At 63.2% G+C, this 17,280-nt stretch carries 15 protein-coding genes; 2 read left to right on the top strand and 13 right to left on the bottom strand.

Going from position 1 to position 17,280, the window contains the following annotated elements; translation table 11 throughout:
- Positions 1-25 precede the first annotated feature (25 nt).
- From aceK to AT395_RS22900, 4 genes are all read right to left on the bottom strand, one after another.
- The gene (gene aceK / locus AT395_RS22915; protein WP_042114153.1) at positions 26-1,831 is read right to left on the bottom strand and encodes a bifunctional isocitrate dehydrogenase kinase/phosphatase; all 1,806 of its coding nucleotides are present in this window, start codon (positions 1,829-1,831) and stop codon (positions 26-28) included.
- 87 nt (positions 1,832-1,918) lie between these two features.
- The gene (locus tag AT395_RS22910) at positions 1,919-3,100 is read right to left on the bottom strand and encodes an isovaleryl-CoA dehydrogenase (protein ID WP_042114154.1); all 1,182 of its coding nucleotides are present in this window, start codon (positions 3,098-3,100) and stop codon (positions 1,919-1,921) included.
- 98 nt (positions 3,101-3,198) lie between these two features.
- On the bottom strand, positions 3,199-3,684 hold the full coding sequence (locus AT395_RS22905) for a PaaI family thioesterase (protein ID WP_042114155.1): 486 nt from the start codon (positions 3,682-3,684) through the stop codon (positions 3,199-3,201).
- Positions 3,685-3,863: 179 nt separating this feature from the next.
- Positions 3,864-4,301 carry a MerR family transcriptional regulator gene (locus AT395_RS22900; protein ID WP_042114156.1) on the bottom strand — a complete coding sequence of 146 codons (438 nt, stop codon included), beginning with the start codon at positions 4,299-4,301 and terminating at the stop codon, positions 3,864-3,866.
- A 130-nt stretch (positions 4,302-4,431) separates the two neighbouring features.
- Between AT395_RS22900 and AT395_RS22895 the strand changes: the two genes are divergently transcribed.
- Entirely contained in the window at positions 4,432-5,514 is a 1,083-nt protein-coding gene (locus tag AT395_RS22895) for an MBL fold metallo-hydrolase (protein ID WP_042114157.1), read from the top strand.
- A 114-nt stretch (positions 5,515-5,628) separates the two neighbouring features.
- Here AT395_RS22895 and AT395_RS22890 read toward each other — a convergent pair whose 3' ends face one another.
- The 6 genes from AT395_RS22890 to argS all read right to left on the bottom strand — a co-directional run bounded on the left by AT395_RS22890 (position 5,629) and on the right by argS (position 12,138).
- Positions 5,629-6,948 carry an MFS transporter gene (locus AT395_RS22890; RefSeq protein ID WP_042114159.1) on the bottom strand — a complete coding sequence of 440 codons (1,320 nt, stop codon included), beginning with the start codon at positions 6,946-6,948 and terminating at the stop codon, positions 5,629-5,631.
- A 229-nt stretch (positions 6,949-7,177) separates the two neighbouring features.
- Positions 7,178-7,567 carry a hypothetical protein gene (locus AT395_RS22885; RefSeq protein ID WP_125347385.1) on the bottom strand — a complete coding sequence of 130 codons (390 nt, stop codon included), beginning with the start codon at positions 7,565-7,567 and terminating at the stop codon, positions 7,178-7,180.
- A 197-nt stretch (positions 7,568-7,764) separates the two neighbouring features.
- Positions 7,765-8,628 carry an SDR family oxidoreductase gene (locus AT395_RS22880; protein WP_042114165.1) on the bottom strand — a complete coding sequence of 288 codons (864 nt, stop codon included), beginning with the start codon at positions 8,626-8,628 and terminating at the stop codon, positions 7,765-7,767.
- Positions 8,629-8,674: 46 nt separating this feature from the next.
- Positions 8,675-9,358, bottom strand: coding sequence for a thiol:disulfide interchange protein DsbA/DsbL (locus tag AT395_RS22875; protein WP_042114166.1), 684 nt, complete (start codon positions 9,356-9,358; stop codon positions 8,675-8,677).
- 248 nt (positions 9,359-9,606) lie between these two features.
- On the bottom strand, positions 9,607-10,299 hold the full coding sequence (locus tag AT395_RS22870) for an SPOR domain-containing protein (protein ID WP_042114168.1): 693 nt from the start codon (positions 10,297-10,299) through the stop codon (positions 9,607-9,609).
- An 84-nt stretch (positions 10,300-10,383) separates the two neighbouring features.
- The gene (argS, locus tag AT395_RS22865; RefSeq protein ID WP_048628567.1) at positions 10,384-12,138 is read right to left on the bottom strand and encodes an arginine--tRNA ligase; all 1,755 of its coding nucleotides are present in this window, start codon (positions 12,136-12,138) and stop codon (positions 10,384-10,386) included.
- Positions 12,139-12,300: 162 nt separating this feature from the next.
- Here argS and AT395_RS22860 point away from each other — a divergent pair, with 162 nt between their 5' ends.
- Positions 12,301-12,627 carry a DUF1840 domain-containing protein gene (locus tag AT395_RS22860; RefSeq protein ID WP_042114172.1) on the top strand — a complete coding sequence of 109 codons (327 nt, stop codon included), beginning with the start codon at positions 12,301-12,303 and terminating at the stop codon, positions 12,625-12,627.
- 316 nt (positions 12,628-12,943) lie between these two features.
- Here the strand turns inward: AT395_RS22860 and AT395_RS22855 are convergent, their stop codons facing one another.
- From AT395_RS22855 to metH, 3 genes are all read right to left on the bottom strand, one after another.
- The gene (locus AT395_RS22855) at positions 12,944-13,267 is read right to left on the bottom strand and encodes a hypothetical protein (protein WP_042114173.1); all 324 of its coding nucleotides are present in this window, start codon (positions 13,265-13,267) and stop codon (positions 12,944-12,946) included.
- A 143-nt stretch (positions 13,268-13,410) separates the two neighbouring features.
- Positions 13,411-14,121 (bottom strand): MgtC/SapB family protein, encoded by a 711-nt coding sequence (locus AT395_RS22850; protein WP_042117760.1) that lies wholly within the window; start codon positions 14,119-14,121, stop codon positions 13,411-13,413.
- Between the two features lie 299 nt (positions 14,122-14,420).
- Positions 14,421-17,126 (bottom strand): methionine synthase, encoded by a 2,706-nt coding sequence (metH, locus tag AT395_RS22845; RefSeq protein WP_072632903.1) that lies wholly within the window; start codon positions 17,124-17,126, stop codon positions 14,421-14,423.
- Positions 17,127-17,280: the final 154 nt, after the last annotated feature.

Raw genomic sequence — 17,280 nt, 5'->3', positions numbered from 1 at the left:
TCGTGTGCTGAGAGACGTCGCAGGCTCAAGCGGCCGCCGCACGGGGCGGGGCGCTCGTGGCACCGCTGCCGGTGCCGTAGCGATTGACGAAACGCAGTGAGACATCGTACGGATAGAAGTCGTGCATCTGTCCGGCTCGCACCCGGTCCTGATAGTCCTGCCACAGGCCGGGATCGAAAAAATCCGGATGATGCTGGCTCAGATAGTGCCGCACGCGCGCATCTCCTGTCAGAAACGTTTCGAACGTCTGCGGAAACACGTCGTGCGGGCCTACACGGTACCAGACTTCCCCCGACATCGCCTCTTCTTCGTTACGCGGTTCCGGCACTCGACGGATGTGGCAATCCGTGAGGTATTCCAGTTCGTCGTAGTCGTAGAAAACCACGCGGCCGTGGCGCGTCACACCGAAATTCTTGTACAGCATGTCGCCCGGAAAGATGTTCGCCGCCATCAACTCCTTCACTGCGTTGCCGTACTCGCGCATGGCGTGATCGACTTGCGCGTCGGTCGCTCCCTGAAGCCACAGGTTGAGCGGCGTCATACGGCGTTCGATATAGCAGTGACGGATGACGAGGGCGTCGCCGTCGACTTCGAGCAGCGACGGCACTTCGCGCCGAAGCTCGGCGAGCAGGGCGTCGTCGAAGCGCGCGAGCGGAAAGGCCACGCTCGAGAACTCCAGCGTATCGGCCATGCGCCCGACACGATCATGCTGCTTGACCATCAGGTACTTCGCTTTCACCTGCTCGCGGGTGGTTTCCTTGGGCGGCGCGAAACGCTCGCGAATCAGCTTGAAAACGTACGGGTACGAGGGCAGCGTGAACACCAGCATCACCAGACCGGGAATGCCCGGCGCGCTCACAAACTTGTCGCTCGAGTGCTTCAGGTGATGCAGGAAATCGCGGTAAAACAGGTTCTTGCCGTGTTTTTGCAGACCGACCGAGGTATAGATTTCGGCCTTGGGCTTGCCCGGCATGATGGTGCGCAGGAACTGCACGTAGGCCGACGGCACTTCCATGTCGACCATGAAATAGGCATGCGTGAAGCTGAATACCACCCGCAATTCGTCGCGGCGCAGCAGGGCGGTGTCGAGCATGAGCTTGCCATTCGCGTCGTGCGTGATTGGCACGGCGAACGGCGTGGTCACGTCGCCATTGACGATCCGGCCCACGATATAGGCTGCCTTGTTGCGAAAGAACAGCGACGAGAGCACATGAATCTGGAAATTCGGGGCCGGCTCGAACTCGCCGAAGGCGTCTTCGATGGCGCGCATCACGTAACCGACATCGCGCGGCAGATCGGCGAACGCCCGGGTGAGCTGAAAATTCGTGACGATGCGTGCGAGCGTGGCGGCCATGCCGTCTTGCACCGGGTAGTAGACACGATAGGTCGGCTTGGCCGCCGGCGCGTCGTTCTCGATGTACTCGGTCGCCACCGCGGGGCGCACGAAGATGAAGCGATTATTGAAATACGAGCGGTGCAGGATCTTGCAGCACACCGAGTTGAAAAACGTCTCGGCCAGCTCGGGCTGACGATGCTCCGTGAGCAAGCCGATGTAGTGCAGCTTTACCTGTTGCCAGACATCGTCGTCGAGCGACTGGGCGTCGAACTCGTCTTCCAGTGTCACGGTGCATTCGCGCACGCGCTCGTCGTAATAGGCGATGCGGTCGCGCTGGAGCTTCTGGATACCCGCGAAGTCACCCGCCTCGAAACATGCCTGCGCCGCGACACATACCTCGCGGAAAATGCGGTAATGCTTGTCGAAGCCGTCCAGCATGGTGCGGGCGACATCGAAAGCAAACTGCGACGACAGGAGTTTCGGGAAGTGATTCATACCGGTCGGGACTGGCGCAGGGGCGAGGCTTCGGTGGATTGTAGCGCCGCTGCCTGCGCCTGAATGTCCGTCGTGGATCGATGTCGGTTACAGGGTTTCCGCGAACAGTTCGCGGCCGATCAGCATGCGGCGGATTTCCGACGTGCCCGCGCCGATTTCATAGAGCTTTGCGTCGCGCCACAGGCGCCCGACCGGGTATTCGTTGATATAGCCGTTGCCACCCAGAATCTGGATCGCTTCACCGGCCATCCACGTTGCCTTTTCTGCCGTGTAGAGAATGACGCCCGCGCAGTCCTTGCGCACCTGACGCACGTGATCGCTGCCGAGCGAGTCGAGCTGGCGGCCCACCGCATACAGATAGGCGCGGCTCGCCTGAAGGATCGTGTACATGTCGGCGACCTTGCCCTGAATGAGCTGGAATTCGCCGATCGACTGGCCGAACTGCTTGCGGTCGTGAATGTACGGCACGACCACGTCCATGGCGGCCTGCATGATGCCCAGCGGCCCGCCGGCGAGCACAGCGCGCTCGTAATCCAGACCGCTCATGAGCACCTTGGCGCCGCCGCCGACCTGGCCCAGCACGTTCTCTTCCGGCACTTCCACGTTCTCGAACACCAGTTCGCCCGTGTGCGAGCCGCGCATGCCGAGTTTGTCGAGCTTTTGCGCGACCGAGAAGCCCTTCATGCCCTTTTCCACCAGAAACGCCGTCATACCGCGTGCGCCGGCTTCCGGATCGGTCTTGCCGTAGACCACCAGCGTGTCGCAGTCCGGGCCGTTGGTGATCCACATTTTCGTGCCGTTGAGCACGAAGCGATCGCCGCGCTTCTCGGCGCGCAGTTTCATGCTGACGACGTCCGAACCGGCGTTCGGCTCGCTCATTGCGAGGGCGCCGATATGTTCGCCCGACACCAGCTTGGGCAGGTACTTCTCCTTCTGCGCAGCGGTGCCGTTGCGGTGAATCTGGTTGACGCAGAGGTTCGAGTGCGCACCGTACGACAGACCGATCGAGGCCGACGCGCGCGAGATTTCTTCCATCGCGATCATGTGCGCGAGATAGCCCATGTTCGCGCCGCCGTACGCTTCCGAGACGGTCATGCCAAGCACGCCGAGCTCGCCCATCTTGCGCCACAGATCCATTGGGAACTGGTCCGTGCGGTCGACTTCGCCCGCGCGCGGAGCGATTTCCTTGGACGCGAAGTTCGCGACCGATTCGCGCAGCATGTCGAGGTCTTCGCCGAGCATGAAATTGAGGCCGGGCAACGTAGTCATGACACAGTCTCCAGAGGGTGGCGCGTGGCAGTTTGCCCGCGCTGATGTTCGATGGTGTTTCGAGAAGCGTTGATTCGGTAAATCCGGTGCGACGGCGCTCAGCGTGAGGCGGAGGCCGGGGCTGCCGAGGGCGCCGCCGGCAGTGCGAACAGCGTTTGCTGCATCAGCGCGCACAGCGTCCATTTGCCGTTGTCGATGACGAACAGTTCGGCCGTGGTGACGATGAGCGTGCGTCCGGCTTTGACGACCTGACCGCGTCCAACCAGTGTATCGCCCTTGCCGGGCGCCAGAATGTTCAGTTTGTACTCCGCGGTGACCAGCTCCTGATCCGGCGAGAGGCGCGTATAGCCCGCGTAACCGCCCGCAGAGTCGGCAATGGCGCCGATCACCCCGCCATGGAAAAAGCCGTGCTGCTGGTTGACCTTGTCCGAGAACGGTAGCGAAATCTCGCAGTGGCCGTCGGCCAAATGCGTGAGTTGCGCGCCCCAATTCGTCATCACGCCTTGTTTGTCGAAGCTGGCGCGAATTTTCGCGGCGATGGCGCCGTCGAGCGGTGCAGCGTGAGAGACAGGAATGTTGGCCATGATGGAGGCAAAAGCGCTGACAGGGCTGAGTTCAGACTGCGTTCGAGGATATTACTTTACGTTTACGTAAACGTAAAGTAAGGGGTTTCCTGAGGCGCCAATGGGCGCACGCAAGCGGGGGAAAATCCCGCCGGAGCGGGCGTAAGCCGACCGGCGGATGTGGCAACGCAGAGAGGGCGTCAGTGCGACGTGGCCGGGGTTTTCGTCCGCCGGGCGACAGCCGCCGGCGCGGCCTCGCCTGCGGCTTCGAGCAACGAAAGGCACTGCGCTTCGTGTTGCGAGACTTCATCGAGTGTCGCGTGAAGGTCTTCGAGTTGTTGCTCGAGCACTTGCCGGTGTTGCGCGAGGGTCTCAAGGAAGACTTTGAGCTGGGGCACCGTATCTTTGGGCGACTCGTAGAGATCGAGAATGTTCTTGATCTCCGAGAGTGTGAGCCCGAGACGTTTGCCGCGCAGCGTCAGCTTCAGACGTGTGCGGTCCTGTCCGGTGTAGACGCGATGGCGCCCGCCGGGGCCTTCGCGGGCCGGCGTGAGCAAACCCTGATCCTCATAGAAGCGGATCGCGCGGGGCGTGATGTCGAACTCGCGGGCGAGGTCGGTGATCGTGTATGTGAGCATCGGGTTAAGCAAGTGCTTACCATTGCAGATAGAATTGCCGTTTACGTTAGCGTCAACTTGCATCGTATGCAATCGGTGACGGCGTGAACCTGACAACAAGAGAACAAGTCCATCTGGAGTGTGGTCCCCCGTGAATGCCCTTGAACAACAACTGAACTATCCCCTTGGCGATTTCCTGCCGGACGGCGGCACGGTCCACGAAGTGGTGCCGGGCGTCTTCTGGGTACGCATGCCGCTGCCGTTCGTGCTCGACCACATCAACCTGTGGCTGTTACGCGACGAGGTGGATGGCGTCAAAGGCTGGACGGTGGTGGATTGCGGCATCACGCATCCGCAGATCAAGGCATATTGGGAGCAAGTGTTCGACAGCGCGCTGGGTGGCGAGCCGGTGTTGCGCGTCGTTGTCACGCACTGCCACCCCGATCACCTCGGTCTGGCGCACTGGATCTGCAAGGGCGGTGACAAACAGCGTTGGCAAGCGCGTCTTGCCATGTCGCTGGGCGACTATGCCTGGGGCCGTCTCATGTCGGAGGGCGACAACAATAACGCGGCCAACGCCGGAGGCGATTTCGCGGTTACGCACTTCATCTCGCACGGGCTCGCCGACGAAGCGATGATTGACCAGATTCGCAACCGCAAGAGCTACTTCAGCGATCTCGTGCCCGAAGTGCCGTCGCGCTATTACCGGTTGCGCAATGGCGATACGTTGCGCATCGGCGGCAGCGACTGGCGCCTGATCGCGGGCTACGGTCATTCGCCCGAGCATATGGCGTTGTATTCCGAACAGCACAACGTGCTGATCTCGGGCGATATGGTGCTGCCGCGTATCTCGACCAACGTGAGCGTGTTCGACATAGAGCCCGAAGCCAACTCGCTGCAACTGTTCCTCGACTCGCTGGGCGTGTACCTTGATCTGCCTGCCGATTGCCTCGTGTTGCCCTCGCACGGCCGGCCGTTCACCGGACTGCACACGCGCATTCGTCAACTCCGCGATCATCATGCGGCGCGGTTGCAGGAAGTGCGCGAGGCGTGTGCGGTATCGCCGCAAAGCGCGGGCGACATCGTGCCGATCATGTTCCACCGCAAGCTCGACGCGCATCAGACGACCTTCGCGATGGGCGAAGCGCTGGCGCATTTGCATATGCTCTGGCATGCGGGGGAACTCAGGCGCGCGCGTGACGAGAAAGGTGTCTGGCGCTTCTCGCCGGTCTGAACTTCGCGCCGAATCAGCCGGCGGCCGGCGCGGGCTGATTCGGTCAACGAAAAATGCCCTGGTGACTGTCGTCGCCAGGGCATTTTTTTGCGTCGCGAGAGCGCGACTACCGCATCAGGCGTGTTGCGTCGACGCCGGGATATGCCTGCCGTCGCGGCCCAGCAGACCATATGTCAGCAGGCTGATCGCCACGGTTAGCAGAATGTAATACGCCGGGGCCAGCGGGTTCTGCGTCGCCTTGATCAGATACGTGATCCAGAACGGCGCGAGGCCGCCAAACAACATCACCGAGACGTTGTAGAGGATCGATACGCCCGTCGAGCGCACGCCGACCGGGAACACTTCTGTCACCGCTGTCGGGAACGCGCCCCACACGAAGCCCATGCAGATCGCGGGGAGAATCTGCGCGAGCAGCAGGTTGGCCATCGACGGCGAGCCGTGCAGACGCGTGAACATCCAGAACGAGACCAGACCGTAGAGCAGCACGAACAGCAGAATCAACGGCTTGCGGCCAACGCGATCCGAAATCCACCCGGTGAGCGGGCACATCACGGCGATCAGAATGGCGGCAACAAAGGTCGACAGGCTGGCAGCGCCTTGCGTCAGCCCCAACTGCTTGACCGCGTAGATCGGCGTGTAGATGAGTGTCACGTAGAACGACGTGGTGGCGGCCACCGTCAGGCCGAAGCCCGCGATGAGCGAACGATAGTGCTTCGAGAAGACATCGGCGAGCGGCGTGCGCCGCGTCGGTTCACGGGCGGCGGCGTAGGCCAGAAACTCCGGCGATTCCGTCATGCGGCGCCGGATGTAGAAGCCCACCGGCCCGATCAGAATCCCGAACAGGAACGGCAGACGCCAGCCCCACGATTCGAGGGCTTCTTTCGTCAGCCCGGTGTTAAGCAAATAGGCGCACAGCCCGGCCAGCGCCACGGCCAACGCTTGCGAGCACATCTGGAAGCTGCCGTAAAAGCCGCGCAGATGCGGTGGCGAGAATTCGATGAGCATCGCTGTCGAGCCGCCGAATTCCCCGCCCGCCGAGAACCCCTGAATCACCCGGGCGAGCAGGATCAGCAGCGGTGCCGCGAAGCCGATGGTCGCGTAAGTGGGAGCAATGCCGATCAGGCCGGTACCGAGCGCCATGAGCAGCACCATGACGGAGAGCGCGGACTTGCGGCCCGCGTGATCGGCGTACAAACCGAATGCGAGACCCCCGATGGGACGGAAGAAGAACGCCACGCCAAGCGAGGCCACACTCGCGAGCAGCGAGTTCGTATCGTTTTCTGCAGGGAAAAAGAGTTTTGCGATGACGACGGCGAAAAGACCGTAGACGGTGAAGTCGAACCACTCGAATGCATTGCCCAGCGTGGAACCGATCACGGCTTTGCGTCGCAGTGCCGGATCGATGACCGGCGCGCCGGTGGGGGTTGCCTGCATATGCCTCTCCTGCTTGGTTGGGACTGCCGCAGTCGGATCGATATGCGAGGTAACGCCCTTCGGCATACGCCCGCTCTATGGCGGCAAGACCGGTTTAACGTCGTGTGTACCTCTATTCAAGTTACACAGGCACTCTAGCGCAGGTACGCAATGCACCACAACGGGTCAATATTCCGGAGCGTCCCTCAGGAGAGGGGATTTGAGGCGGGGGTTGAGAGCGTGGCGGGGCTTAGCGATTTCCCCGGCTGCCTTTCCAGCGGTAGTCGCGTTGTCCGACCCAACCCCAGGTGCCGGAGTAGGGGTCGTACTCGTACCGTTGCTGATACTCGGTGGTGTAGCAGCCGCCCTTCTCCAGATAGCATCGCTCCCTGAGGAAGTGCGCCGTATCGCGGGTGGTGCGCGGGCGGGGCTGCGGCACGACGATGTAGGGCTGTGCCGGCGCAAGGATCATGGGCGCCGGGGTAACGATGACCGGTGCGGGCATGACAATCGCTGGCGCCGGCGCGACGAAAACCGGCGCTGCGTGAACGTACGATGGCGGCGGCCCGAAAACCTGCCAGTTACCCGGGTCCATCACCGCGCATCCCGAGATGACGCCGGTGACCGGTACGAGAAGCACGAGGGCGACGCGCCGAAAGGAGGCAAATGAGGTAAACGAGGCGACGCCACGATTGTGGCAAGCGCGTGACGCGTCTTGCATTGACATGGCGTTCATGGGGACGGGGCGCGTGAGAGAGTCGGGGCACTGTAACGTGCATCTCACGGCACTCCCCGGGATCGCCCCCGAAAATTGGGCGATGTCCCCGGCGTGCCCGGCTATTCGGGCTTTTTCGCCGGAATGTCGGGTGGCGTGTTGGAATTGCCGGGCTTGCCCGAGGCGCGCTCGTTCGACTGACGCTCCGACAAGCGCGGCTTGCGAGGGGCGTGAGCGAAGAGCATGTCGTAGAGCCATCGCGGGAGGCGTCGCATGGCGCAGGCCACTATGCCCATCTGCCACGGCAGCACCGCGAAGCGCTTGCGGCGCGCGATCGCGGTAGCGGCTTTGCGTGCGAACTTGTCCGAGTCCATCAGGAACGGCATGGGGAACGGATTGCCGTCGGTCATCGGCGTGCGGATGTAGCCCGGCGCGATCGTTACGACCGCCACCTTGTCGGCGCGCAGTTCCACCCGGAGGCTTTCCAGATACGTCATGGCCGCCGCCTTCGACGCGCTGTAGGCCCCGTGCCCAGGCAGGCCGCGCACGCCGGCCACACTGCCGATACCCACGAGCGTGCCGCGCTTGCGCTCGCGCATCGGCGCGACGAACGGGCTGAAGGTGGCGACCATCGCCATCCAGTTGGTATCCATCACCGATGCGAAGTGCGGCAAATCGGCCGCATCTTCCGTATTCACGCCGTGGCTGATGCCCGCGTTGGCAATCACGATGTCCGGTACACCGTGGCGCGACATGAAGTCTGCGGCGGCCGCGCGCAGGGCGAGCGCATCGCGTACGTCGAGCGCGTAGCAGTGCACGGCGTGCGGGTGGGGCAGCGAAGCGGCAAGGTCGCTGAGTTTGTCGCCGCGGCGGCCCACCAGCCCGAGGATTGCGCCCTCGGCGGCATAGTGGCGCGCGAGGGCCTCGCCCAATCCGCTCGAGGCGCCCGTGATAAAGACTTTCGGTGATGTCGTATGGGTGGCCATGTAACGCAAAAGCCCGGCCGGGGCCGGGCTTTGTAAGACGCGGAGCTTATAGCTTCTTCGCGCGGATCTGGTTGATGATCGAGTCGGCCGTCTTGAGCGCTGCGTCGAACGTCTGCTGTTCGGTCGTAGCCGGCTTGCCGGCCTTTTGCAGTGCGTCGCCCGAGGTGGCCGGCGACACCAGATACTTGCCCTGGATCGCGATCGTCGGCACGCCGTCGATCTTGTAGTCCTGCCATGTTTTGTTGGCCGTCTTCACGTTGGCCTGGGTCGAGAAGCCGTTATACGCGTCCATGTACTTCTGCTTGTCGATACCGAACTGCGCGAGGAAGTCGGCTTGCGTCTGTGCCGTGAGCAGGTAGTTGTGCTTGACGTGGATCTCGTTGAAGACCTTCGGCGTGAGGTCGCCTTCGCGGCCAAGGGCGCTCAGCGCGTAGAACATGCGCGTGTGCGGCTCAAAGCGGTCCTGGAAGGCGACCGGCACACGCTTGAACACGACATCCTTACCTTGCTTCTTCACCCAGGCTTCGAGCGACGGCTCGAGCGCATTGCAGTGCGGGCATCCGTACCAGAAGAACTCGGTCACTTCGATCTTGCCCGCGCCAGCCGATGTGGGCTGTGCCTGCGGCAACACCAGATAGTCGGTCCCCGCGACCGGTGCTTCGGGCGACGCTGAGGCCGCACCGGAGAGGAAACCGAAGGAAATCAGAACGGCACCAAGAAGTTTTTTCATGATCGTTGTTTAGGAGTGAGGCAGACGCGCCAGCCATCGATTGAGCGGCGCTCCCGCGAAACCATATCCCGAATTCAGGCAGATTAGCCAGTGCGTATGACCGGCGATGTGCCGCCGGGTTCAACGGCCCGGCCATGCCGGATCCTCCCGAATGATGCGTTCTTTTCCGCGTTTCTGCTCGCGAGCGAGGCGTGTTTCGGGAGGAGAAACAAAGGGCGCTGCACCTGTCGGCGCAACGCCCTTTGCCGTTATTGCTTGGTAAAGCGAATGACCGCCGTGTCGTACCCGCCATCTTGCAGGCGCTGACGCACATGGTTCATCTCGTCGAGCTTGCCGTACGGGCCGAGGCGCACGCGGTAAAGCGTCAGACCATTTGCATCGCGCTGCGTGACCTTCGCCTCGAAGCCCGAGAGGGCCAGCTTGGCGCGCAGTTGTTCGGCATCCGTTTGCGACTTGAACGCACCGACCTGCAGGTAGTAACCCGTGTTGGCGTTATCCGTGGCGCTGGCGGGCGGGGTCGTCGGCGGGGCGACCGGAACCGTCGACTTTCCGTTGAGGATGTCGGCCGGCGACGGCTTCGTGTGACCGGGTTGCGTGGCCGGTGCGGTCGGGGCAGAGGCCGTCGCGGGCTCGGCCGGCGTGACCGTTGTACCCGGCACGAGCGGCGAGGTCACGGCCTGCGACGCCGTGTCCGGCGCGGCAGGCCCCGATGCTGCGCCCGGCAGCGGTGTGCGCGGTTGCAGCGACTTGTTCGGATCGGGCGTTTGCGCGGCCGGCGAGTTCTCGGCCGGGCGCGGCGGTGTCTTTTCGACGAACGGGGTGGGCGTCTTCGTGATGTAGAGCGCAACGACGACGGCAACGGCCAGCCCAACGATCAGGCCGAGCACGATGCCCAGAAAAGTACCGCCCCGCTGGCGGGGTGGTCGACGTGTGTTTGCCATCGAGTCGATTCCGTCCTTACAGAGTTCCGATGCGGTTGCCGTTCGGAATGGTTGGGTAATTGGCGTGAACAGACGTTGCCGGGCTCACATCTTGGCCGGGGCCGATACACCCAGCACGGCAAGGCCGTTGCGCAGCACCTGACGCGTTGCCGCCAGCAGCGCCAGACGCGCGTGCTTGACGGTTTCGTCATCGACCAGCACGCGATCGGCGTTATAGAAGGAGTGGAAGGCTCCCGCCAGATCCCGCAGATAGAAGGCCACCGCATGCGGTGCCAGTTCCTCGGCGGCGCGCGTGAGCATGTCCGGATACTCGGCGAGCAACTGGAGCAGCGCGAGTGCGCGTTCGCTGTCGAGCGGCGCGAGTTCGGCGTTGACCAATTGGGCTTCGTCGCCGCCCCACTGCGTGAGGATCGAGCAGATGCGAGCGTGCGCATACTGGACGTAATACACCGGGTTCTCGTCGTTCTGCTTGAGCGCGAGATCCACGTCGAACACGAATTCGGTGTCGGCCTTGCGCGAAATTAAGAAGAAACGCACGGCGTCGCGGCCACGGCGCAGGGCGTCTTCACGTTCGGTGGGGTCCGTTACCGGCGTTTCCGCGGTAATGCCGCCCGACCATTCGATCAGATCGCGCACGGTCACGTAGCTGCCGGCGCGCTTCGAGATCTTCACCTCTTCGCCGTTGCGCATGACGGTAACCATCTTGTGCAGCACGTAGTCGGGATAACCCTTCGGAATGCCGATGCCCAGCGCCTGAAGACCGGCGCGCACACGGGCGATGGTGCCGTGGTGATCGGAGCCTTGCACATTAATGACCTGATGGAAGCCGCGATCCCACTTGCGTGTGTGATACGCCACGTCTGGCACGAAGTAGGTGTACGTGCCGTCGGACTTGCGCATCACGCGATCCTTGTCGTCGCCGTAGTCGGTGGTGCGCAGCCACAGCGCGCCTTCCTGTTCGTACGTGACGCCAGCGTCGATCAGTGCCTGTACCGTACGCTCGACACTGCCGTCGGCGTAGAGCGACGACTCGAGGTAGTACTGGTCGAAGATCACGCCGAACGTTTGCAGATCGATGTCCTGTTCGCGGCGCAGGTAGGCGACCGCGAACGCGCGGATCGAGTCGATGTCTTCGATGTCGCCGCTGCCGGTAACCGGCGCACCGTCGGACGCCTGCACGGTTTTGCCGGCGAGGAAGTCCTGCGCGATGTCGCCGATGTAGTCGCCGTTGTAAGCCGATTCCGGCCACTCGGCGTCACCCGGCTTGAAGCCGCGTGCGCGTGCCTGCACCGAGGTTGCGAGCGTCTGGATCTGCACACCGGCATCGTTGTAGTAGAACTCGCGGTGCACCGGACGGCCTTGCGTGCCGAGCAGCGCCGAGATCGTGTCGCCGAGCGCAGCCTGACGCCCGTGGCCCACGTGCAGCGGGCCGGTCGGATTGGCCGAGACGAATTCGACGAGCACCGGGGCGGCTTCGTTGCTGGCGGCGCGGCGGCCGAAGGCGGCGCCCTCGGTCAGGATCGCGCGGGCGACCGACTGCTTGGCGGCGTTGGCCAGTCGCAGGTTGATGAAGCCGGGACCGGCGATCTCGACGGCGTCGACGAGACCCGTCGCGCGGCTGTCGGCGAGAATGGCGTCGGCAATCTTCTGGGCCAGCTCGCGCGGGTTGGCGCGCAGCGGCTTGGCGAGTTGCATTGCCACGTTACAGGCCAGATCGCCGTGAGCGGCGACTTTCGGGCGTTCGAGCAGGATGACGGGCGCGGTGGCGTCTGCGGGTATCAAACCGGCGACGACGTCGCCGATCAGTGCGACGAGAGCATTCTTTTGGGCGGGTAGCATTGGCGGGTGTTTCGGGTGCGTCCGGACGTGTCCGGACAGGCAATTGAATCGTCAGCACCGGATTTTAACAGGTGTATCATAAAGTCACGGTACCCGCCGGTCCCCCTCGTTGCGTAACAAGTCCGGGGCGGCGGTGGTGATAACGCGAATAGGGAGACAACCATGCTGGTAACGTTCAAGTCGCACGCCTCGCCCACGATCACCATGCTGGAGAATCTCGCGCAGTTTCTGCTCGGATTGGTCGGCAAGAAGCTCGGAGAGCGCGGAGCGATCGGCGAAGACGAAATGGGTGAGGCGATCGCCAAGCTCGAGGCCGCCATCGCGGAGGATAACGCCGCCGCGAAGAAGGAAAGCGAAGGGAAAAAGTCCGATGAACGCGACGAGCACGATCGTCTGCGTCTGGCACAACGTGCCTATCCGCTGCTCGACATGCTGCGTGAGTCCCGCAAGGAAAACGTGGCCGTGATGTGGGAAGTGGACAAGCGTTGAACACTGCGTGACGGCTGCCCGTAGAGGGCTCCTCGATTGCCGGACGCAGGCAATGAAAAAGCAGGCCGAAAATCGCGAGCCTGCTTTTTTTGTGTCCGAAGGAAACGAGCCGCTCCCGGGCGAGGATTTCGGCCAAGCCTTTACCGTGATGCCAGAACGGTTAAGGCCGTGAACCATGGCGGGTTGCTTCCCTGGCGCCTGGCGCGTTGCCGCCAGCCCGAAGGCAGCGACGGTACCGGTGTCGTCGCGCATCATTTTGCGGTATCACTTCCCGGTAGCGCTGCGCCGGGCGACGGTGCTTCCTGGCGGTGCTTCCTTATTGCGCCTTGCCCGGTGCGTTATCCGGGGCATTCGTGGCGCCGTTACCCGTATTGCCGTTGTTCGGCGTCTTCTTCGTGCTGTGACGCGGCTTCTGCGCCTTCGCGTTCGGGTGCGGGTCCGACGGCGTCATCGTCTGAGCACCCGGCGTCGGTGTTTGGCGCGAGTCCGGCGACGCCTGACTGGGCATTGGGGTCGACGGGTCAGTCGTCGTGCCGCCGCCCGGGCCTGCCGCACCGCCACCAGCCGAACCTTGGGCGAAACTCAGTGCCGAGGCACCGGCGAGGGTCAGGGCAGCAACAGAAATAATCAGCTTCTTCATCAGATGGACTCCTTTGCTTTGCGCTGCACATCGAAGGAACGTCTGTCGTGCAGGCATCACTTGCGTTAGTGAGATTCCAGTCTAAGAAGCCGAAGCGTGCGGTGCTGTAAGGCTTTGTAATCGTTTGTAATTCAGCTTTTTACTTAGTCATCCGAACGGCTTGACCAGAACACCTGATTGACGCCGGGCAGCATTTCGAGATGATCGGTGAGCGCGTCGAGTTCCCCCGCCTTGACCGCTGTGGGCAGCAGCAGCGCTTCGATTTCGACTTCCGCTTCGCCGAAGGGATGAATGTCGAGCGCGCGCACCGGATAGTTCGACGCCTCGAGCCAGGCCTCTACCTTGTCGAGCACGTCGCGCTGCGTAGTGCGGGCACAGATGACGGACAGCGCGTAAGTCGCCTCGGACGTGGCTTCGTTGATCGGGGCGCGGTTGATGCGATTCACGATAGGGCGCAGCAACGTATTGGCGGCCAGCACGAACGCGGCCACGACACAGGCTTCGACGATCAGGCTGGCCCCGGCGGCAGCGCCCACGGCGGCCGAGCCCCAGAGCGTGGCGGCAGTATTCAGGCCACGCACCGAAGCGCCGTCCTTCATGATCGCGCCCGCGCCGAGGAAGCCGACGCCCGACACCACATAGGCAATCACGCGGGTATCGCCGGGCATGAGTCGCATCGACAGGTCGACGAACGCGGCCGCGCCCACGGCCACGAGCACGTTGGTTCGCAGGCCGGCCGTGCGTTGGCGGACTTGCCGCTCCACGCCGATGATCGTGCCGAGCACGAACGCGACGAACAGCGAGACCGCCGTGTTCAGCAGCGGGAGGAGCTGAAAATTCTGGATGCTTTGCAGTGCGTGCATGGAACGTCTCGAAGTGAGCCAACCGGCAAATGGCTGCGGGCCGGAGGCCGGCAATTCAATCGGTTGGATCTGTCGGATCGATCAAATCGATCGGATCAGCCCGGTCGGGCGGGACACTACGCTTCGGTTGCGACAGGCACATGACACCGGAGACGTCAGACGTCGAGGTGTCTGCCCCGCCGCCCGTCGAATTGCTGCCATTGCCGCGCCGGTGCGCCGCCGCGATTATGGCATCCCGATCCGGCGCGCGGTAGTCATGCCGGGCGCCGGATCGCGTTTACAGCGGGTTCCTAAGACAGTTGCGGTGCGAGCAGACGCCGTGCGGTCGCCTCGTCCACGTTGGCACGCTCCATGAAGTCTTCGACCTGATCGGGACCGATCTTGCCGACACTGAAGTACGTGCTGTCCGGATGCGACAGATAGAAGCCCGAGACGCTTGCCGCAGGGAGCATGGCGAGCGATTCCGTCACGCTCATGTTGATCTCGTGGGCTTGCAGGTACTTGAACATCGGACCTTTGACGGAGTGCTCCGGGCAGGCCGGATAGCCCGGTGCCGGGCGAATGCCGACGTACGCTTCCTTGATGAGGGCGTCGTTATCCAACTGCTCGTCGCTGGCGTAGCCCCAGAAGTCGCGGCGCACGCGCGCGTGCATGCATTCGGCGAACGCCTCGGCCAGACGGTCGGCCAGCGCTTTGAGCATGATCGCGCTGTAATCGTCGTGCGTTGCCAGGAAACTGGCTTCCTTGGCGTCGACGCCAAGCCCTGCCGTGACCGCGAACACGCCGATATAGTCGGCAACGCCACTGTCCTTGGGGGCGATGAAGTCGGCCAGCGAGCGGTTCGGGCGGCGAACACCGTCTACGACCGGACGCTCGCTTTGCTGGCGCAGGTTATGCCACGTAAAGGCCACTTCCGAACGCGATTCGTCGGTATAGATCTCGATGTCGTCGTCGCCGACCACATTGGCGGGCAGCATCGCGATCACGCCGTTGGCGGTCAGCCAGCGCCCCTTGATCAGGCGATCGAGCATGGCCCGGCCGTCGGCGAAGACACGCTGGGCCGACTCGCCGACGATCTCGTCGGTCAGAATCGCGGGGTAGGGGCCTGCGAGGTCCCACGTCTGGAAGAACGGGCCCCAGTCGATGAACTCCGCCAATTCGGCCAGATCGTAATTCTTGAACACGCGGCGGCCGATGAACTTCGGCTTGGGCGGCACGTAGGTCGACCAATCGACCTTGAACTTGTTCTCACGGGCGGCCGCGAGCGAGACCATCGGCGTGGCCTTGCGGTTCGCATGCTGCTGACGCACGCGCTCGTAATCCGTTTTGACCTCGGCGAGGTAGCGCTCGGCGGCATCGTCGGAGAGAAGGTTCGAGGCGACCGACACCGAGCGCGACGCGTCGGGTACGTAGATCACAGGGCCATCGTAGTGCGGCGCGATCTTCACGGCGGTATGCACGCGCGAGGTCGTGGCGCCGCCGATCAGCAGCGGAATGTTGCGCAGGCGGAAGTACTCGTCGCGCTGCATTTCCGAGGCCACGTACGCCATCTCTTCGAGACTCGGCGTAATGAGGCCCGACAGGCCGATGATGTCCGCGCCTTCTTCCTTCGCCTTGGCGAGGATCTCGGCGCACGGCACCATCACGCCCATATTGACGACTTCGAAGTTATTGCACTGAAGCACCACGGTCACGATGTTCTTGCCGATGTCGTGCACATCGCCCTTGACCGTGGCGATCACGATCTTGCCCTTCGAGCGAACATCTTCGCCGGCTGCGGCCATGCGCGCCTTTTCTTCCTCGATGTAGGGCACCAGATGCGCTACGGCCTGCTTCATCACGCGCGCGCTCTTCACGACCTGCGGCAGGAACATCTTGCCTGCGCCGAACAGATCGCCCACGACATTCATGCCGTCCATGAGCGGGCCTTCGATCACCTGAATCGGACGGCCGCCCGCGTCGTGAATCTTCTGACGCACTTCCTCGGTGTCTTCCACGATGAACGTGGTGATGCCATGCACCAGCGCATGCGCGAGACGCGCTTCGACCGGCTGATTGCGCCATTCCAGATTCTCTTCGCGCTTTTGCGCGCCGCCCTTGAAGCGGTCGGCGATCTCCAGCAGACGTTCGGTGCTGTCCTCGCGGCGGTTGAGCACCACGTCTTCGACGCGCTCACGCAACTCGGGATCGAGGTTCTCGTACACGCCGAGCTGGCCGGCGTTGACAATGCCCATGTCCATGCCCGCCTGAATCGCGTGGTACAGGAACACGGTGTGAATCGCTTCGCGCACGAGGTCGTTGCCACGGAACGAGAACGAGACGTTCGACACGCCGCCGCTGATCTTCGCGCCGGGCAGGTGTTGCTTGATCCAGCGCGTGGCGTTGATGAAGTCGACCGCGTAGTTGTTGTGCTCTTCGATGCCGGTGGCGACTGCGAAGATGTTCGGATCGAAGATGATGTCCTCGGGCGGGAAACCCACCTCGTCGACCAGCACGCGGTAGCTGCGCTCGCAGATCTCGGTCTTGCGCGCGTACGTGTCGGCCTGCCCTTGTTCGTCGAAGGCCATGACCACGGCGGCGGCGCCATAGCGGCGAATGCGCTTGGCGTGATGCACGAACGCTTCCTTGCCCTCCTTGAGCGAGATCGAGTTGACGATGGCCTTGCCCTGGACACACTTCAGCCCGGCCTCGATCACTTCCCACTTCGACGAGTCGATCATGATCGGCACGCGTGCGATGTCCGGCTCGGAGGCGATCAGGTTCATGAAGCGCACCATCGCCGCCTTGGAGTCGAGCATGGCCTCGTCCATGTTGATGTCGATGACCTGCGCGCCGTTTTCGACCTGCTGGCGGGCAACCGCGAGCGCTTCGTCGAACTGGCCGTTCAGGATCATGCGGGCGAACGCTTTCGAGCCCGTGACGTTGGTGCGCTCGCCGACGTTCACGAAGAGCGTACCCTCGCCAATGTTGAAGGGCTCGAGGCCGGACAGGCGCATCGGCGGCACTGGTTCAACAGGCGTTGGGAAGGGCGTTTGGCTCATGGGGCAATCCGTTCAGTGGTTGGCGCGCCTGTCGTGGCGATCGCGTGGGGGCGTTGGCGGTGCGCCGGGCGTCTGCAATCAGTCTCTGGTTGGCTTCGTGCTGCGGTCG

The sequence above is a fragment of the Pandoraea apista genome (assembly GCF_001465595.2).
GTDB lineage: Bacteria > Pseudomonadota > Gammaproteobacteria > Burkholderiales > Burkholderiaceae > Pandoraea > Pandoraea apista.
The sequence above is the reverse complement of the archived record's forward strand: the minus strand, read 5'-3'. Positions and strand labels throughout refer to the sequence as shown.

Bases quoted from the DNA above. Each gene is read 5' to 3' on its own strand.
- aceK (WP_042114153.1), bottom strand. From the start codon at position 1,831: ATGAATCACTTCCCGAAACTCCTGTCGTCGCAGTTTGCTTTCGATGTC.
- AT395_RS22870 (WP_042114168.1), bottom strand. From the start codon at position 10,299: ATGGCAAACACACGTCGACCACCCCGCCAGCGGGGCGGTACTTTTCTG.
- metH (WP_072632903.1), bottom strand. From the start codon at position 17,126: ATGCGCCTGTCCGGCCTCGAGCCCTTCAACATTGGCGAGGGTACGCTC.
- AT395_RS22880 (WP_042114165.1), bottom strand. From the start codon at position 8,628: ATGGCCACCCATACGACATCACCGAAAGTCTTTATCACGGGCGCCTCG.
- AT395_RS22905 (WP_042114155.1), bottom strand. From the start codon at position 3,684: ATGGCCAACATTCCTGTCTCTCACGCTGCACCGCTCGACGGCGCCATC.
- AT395_RS22910 (WP_042114154.1), bottom strand. From the start codon at position 3,100: ATGACTACGTTGCCCGGCCTCAATTTCATGCTCGGCGAAGACCTCGAC.
- AT395_RS22875 (WP_042114166.1), bottom strand. From the start codon at position 9,358: ATGAAAAAACTTCTTGGTGCCGTTCTGATTTCCTTCGGTTTCCTCTCC.
- AT395_RS22890 (WP_042114159.1), bottom strand. From the start codon at position 6,948: ATGCAGGCAACCCCCACCGGCGCGCCGGTCATCGATCCGGCACTGCGA.
- AT395_RS22900 (WP_042114156.1), bottom strand. From the start codon at position 4,301: ATGCTCACATACACGATCACCGACCTCGCCCGCGAGTTCGACATCACG.
- AT395_RS22855 (WP_042114173.1), bottom strand. From the start codon at position 13,267: ATGAAGAAGCTGATTATTTCTGTTGCTGCCCTGACCCTCGCCGGTGCC.
- argS (WP_048628567.1), bottom strand. From the start codon at position 12,138: ATGCTACCCGCCCAAAAGAATGCTCTCGTCGCACTGATCGGCGACGTC.
- AT395_RS22860 (WP_042114172.1), top strand. From the start codon at position 12,301: ATGCTGGTAACGTTCAAGTCGCACGCCTCGCCCACGATCACCATGCTG.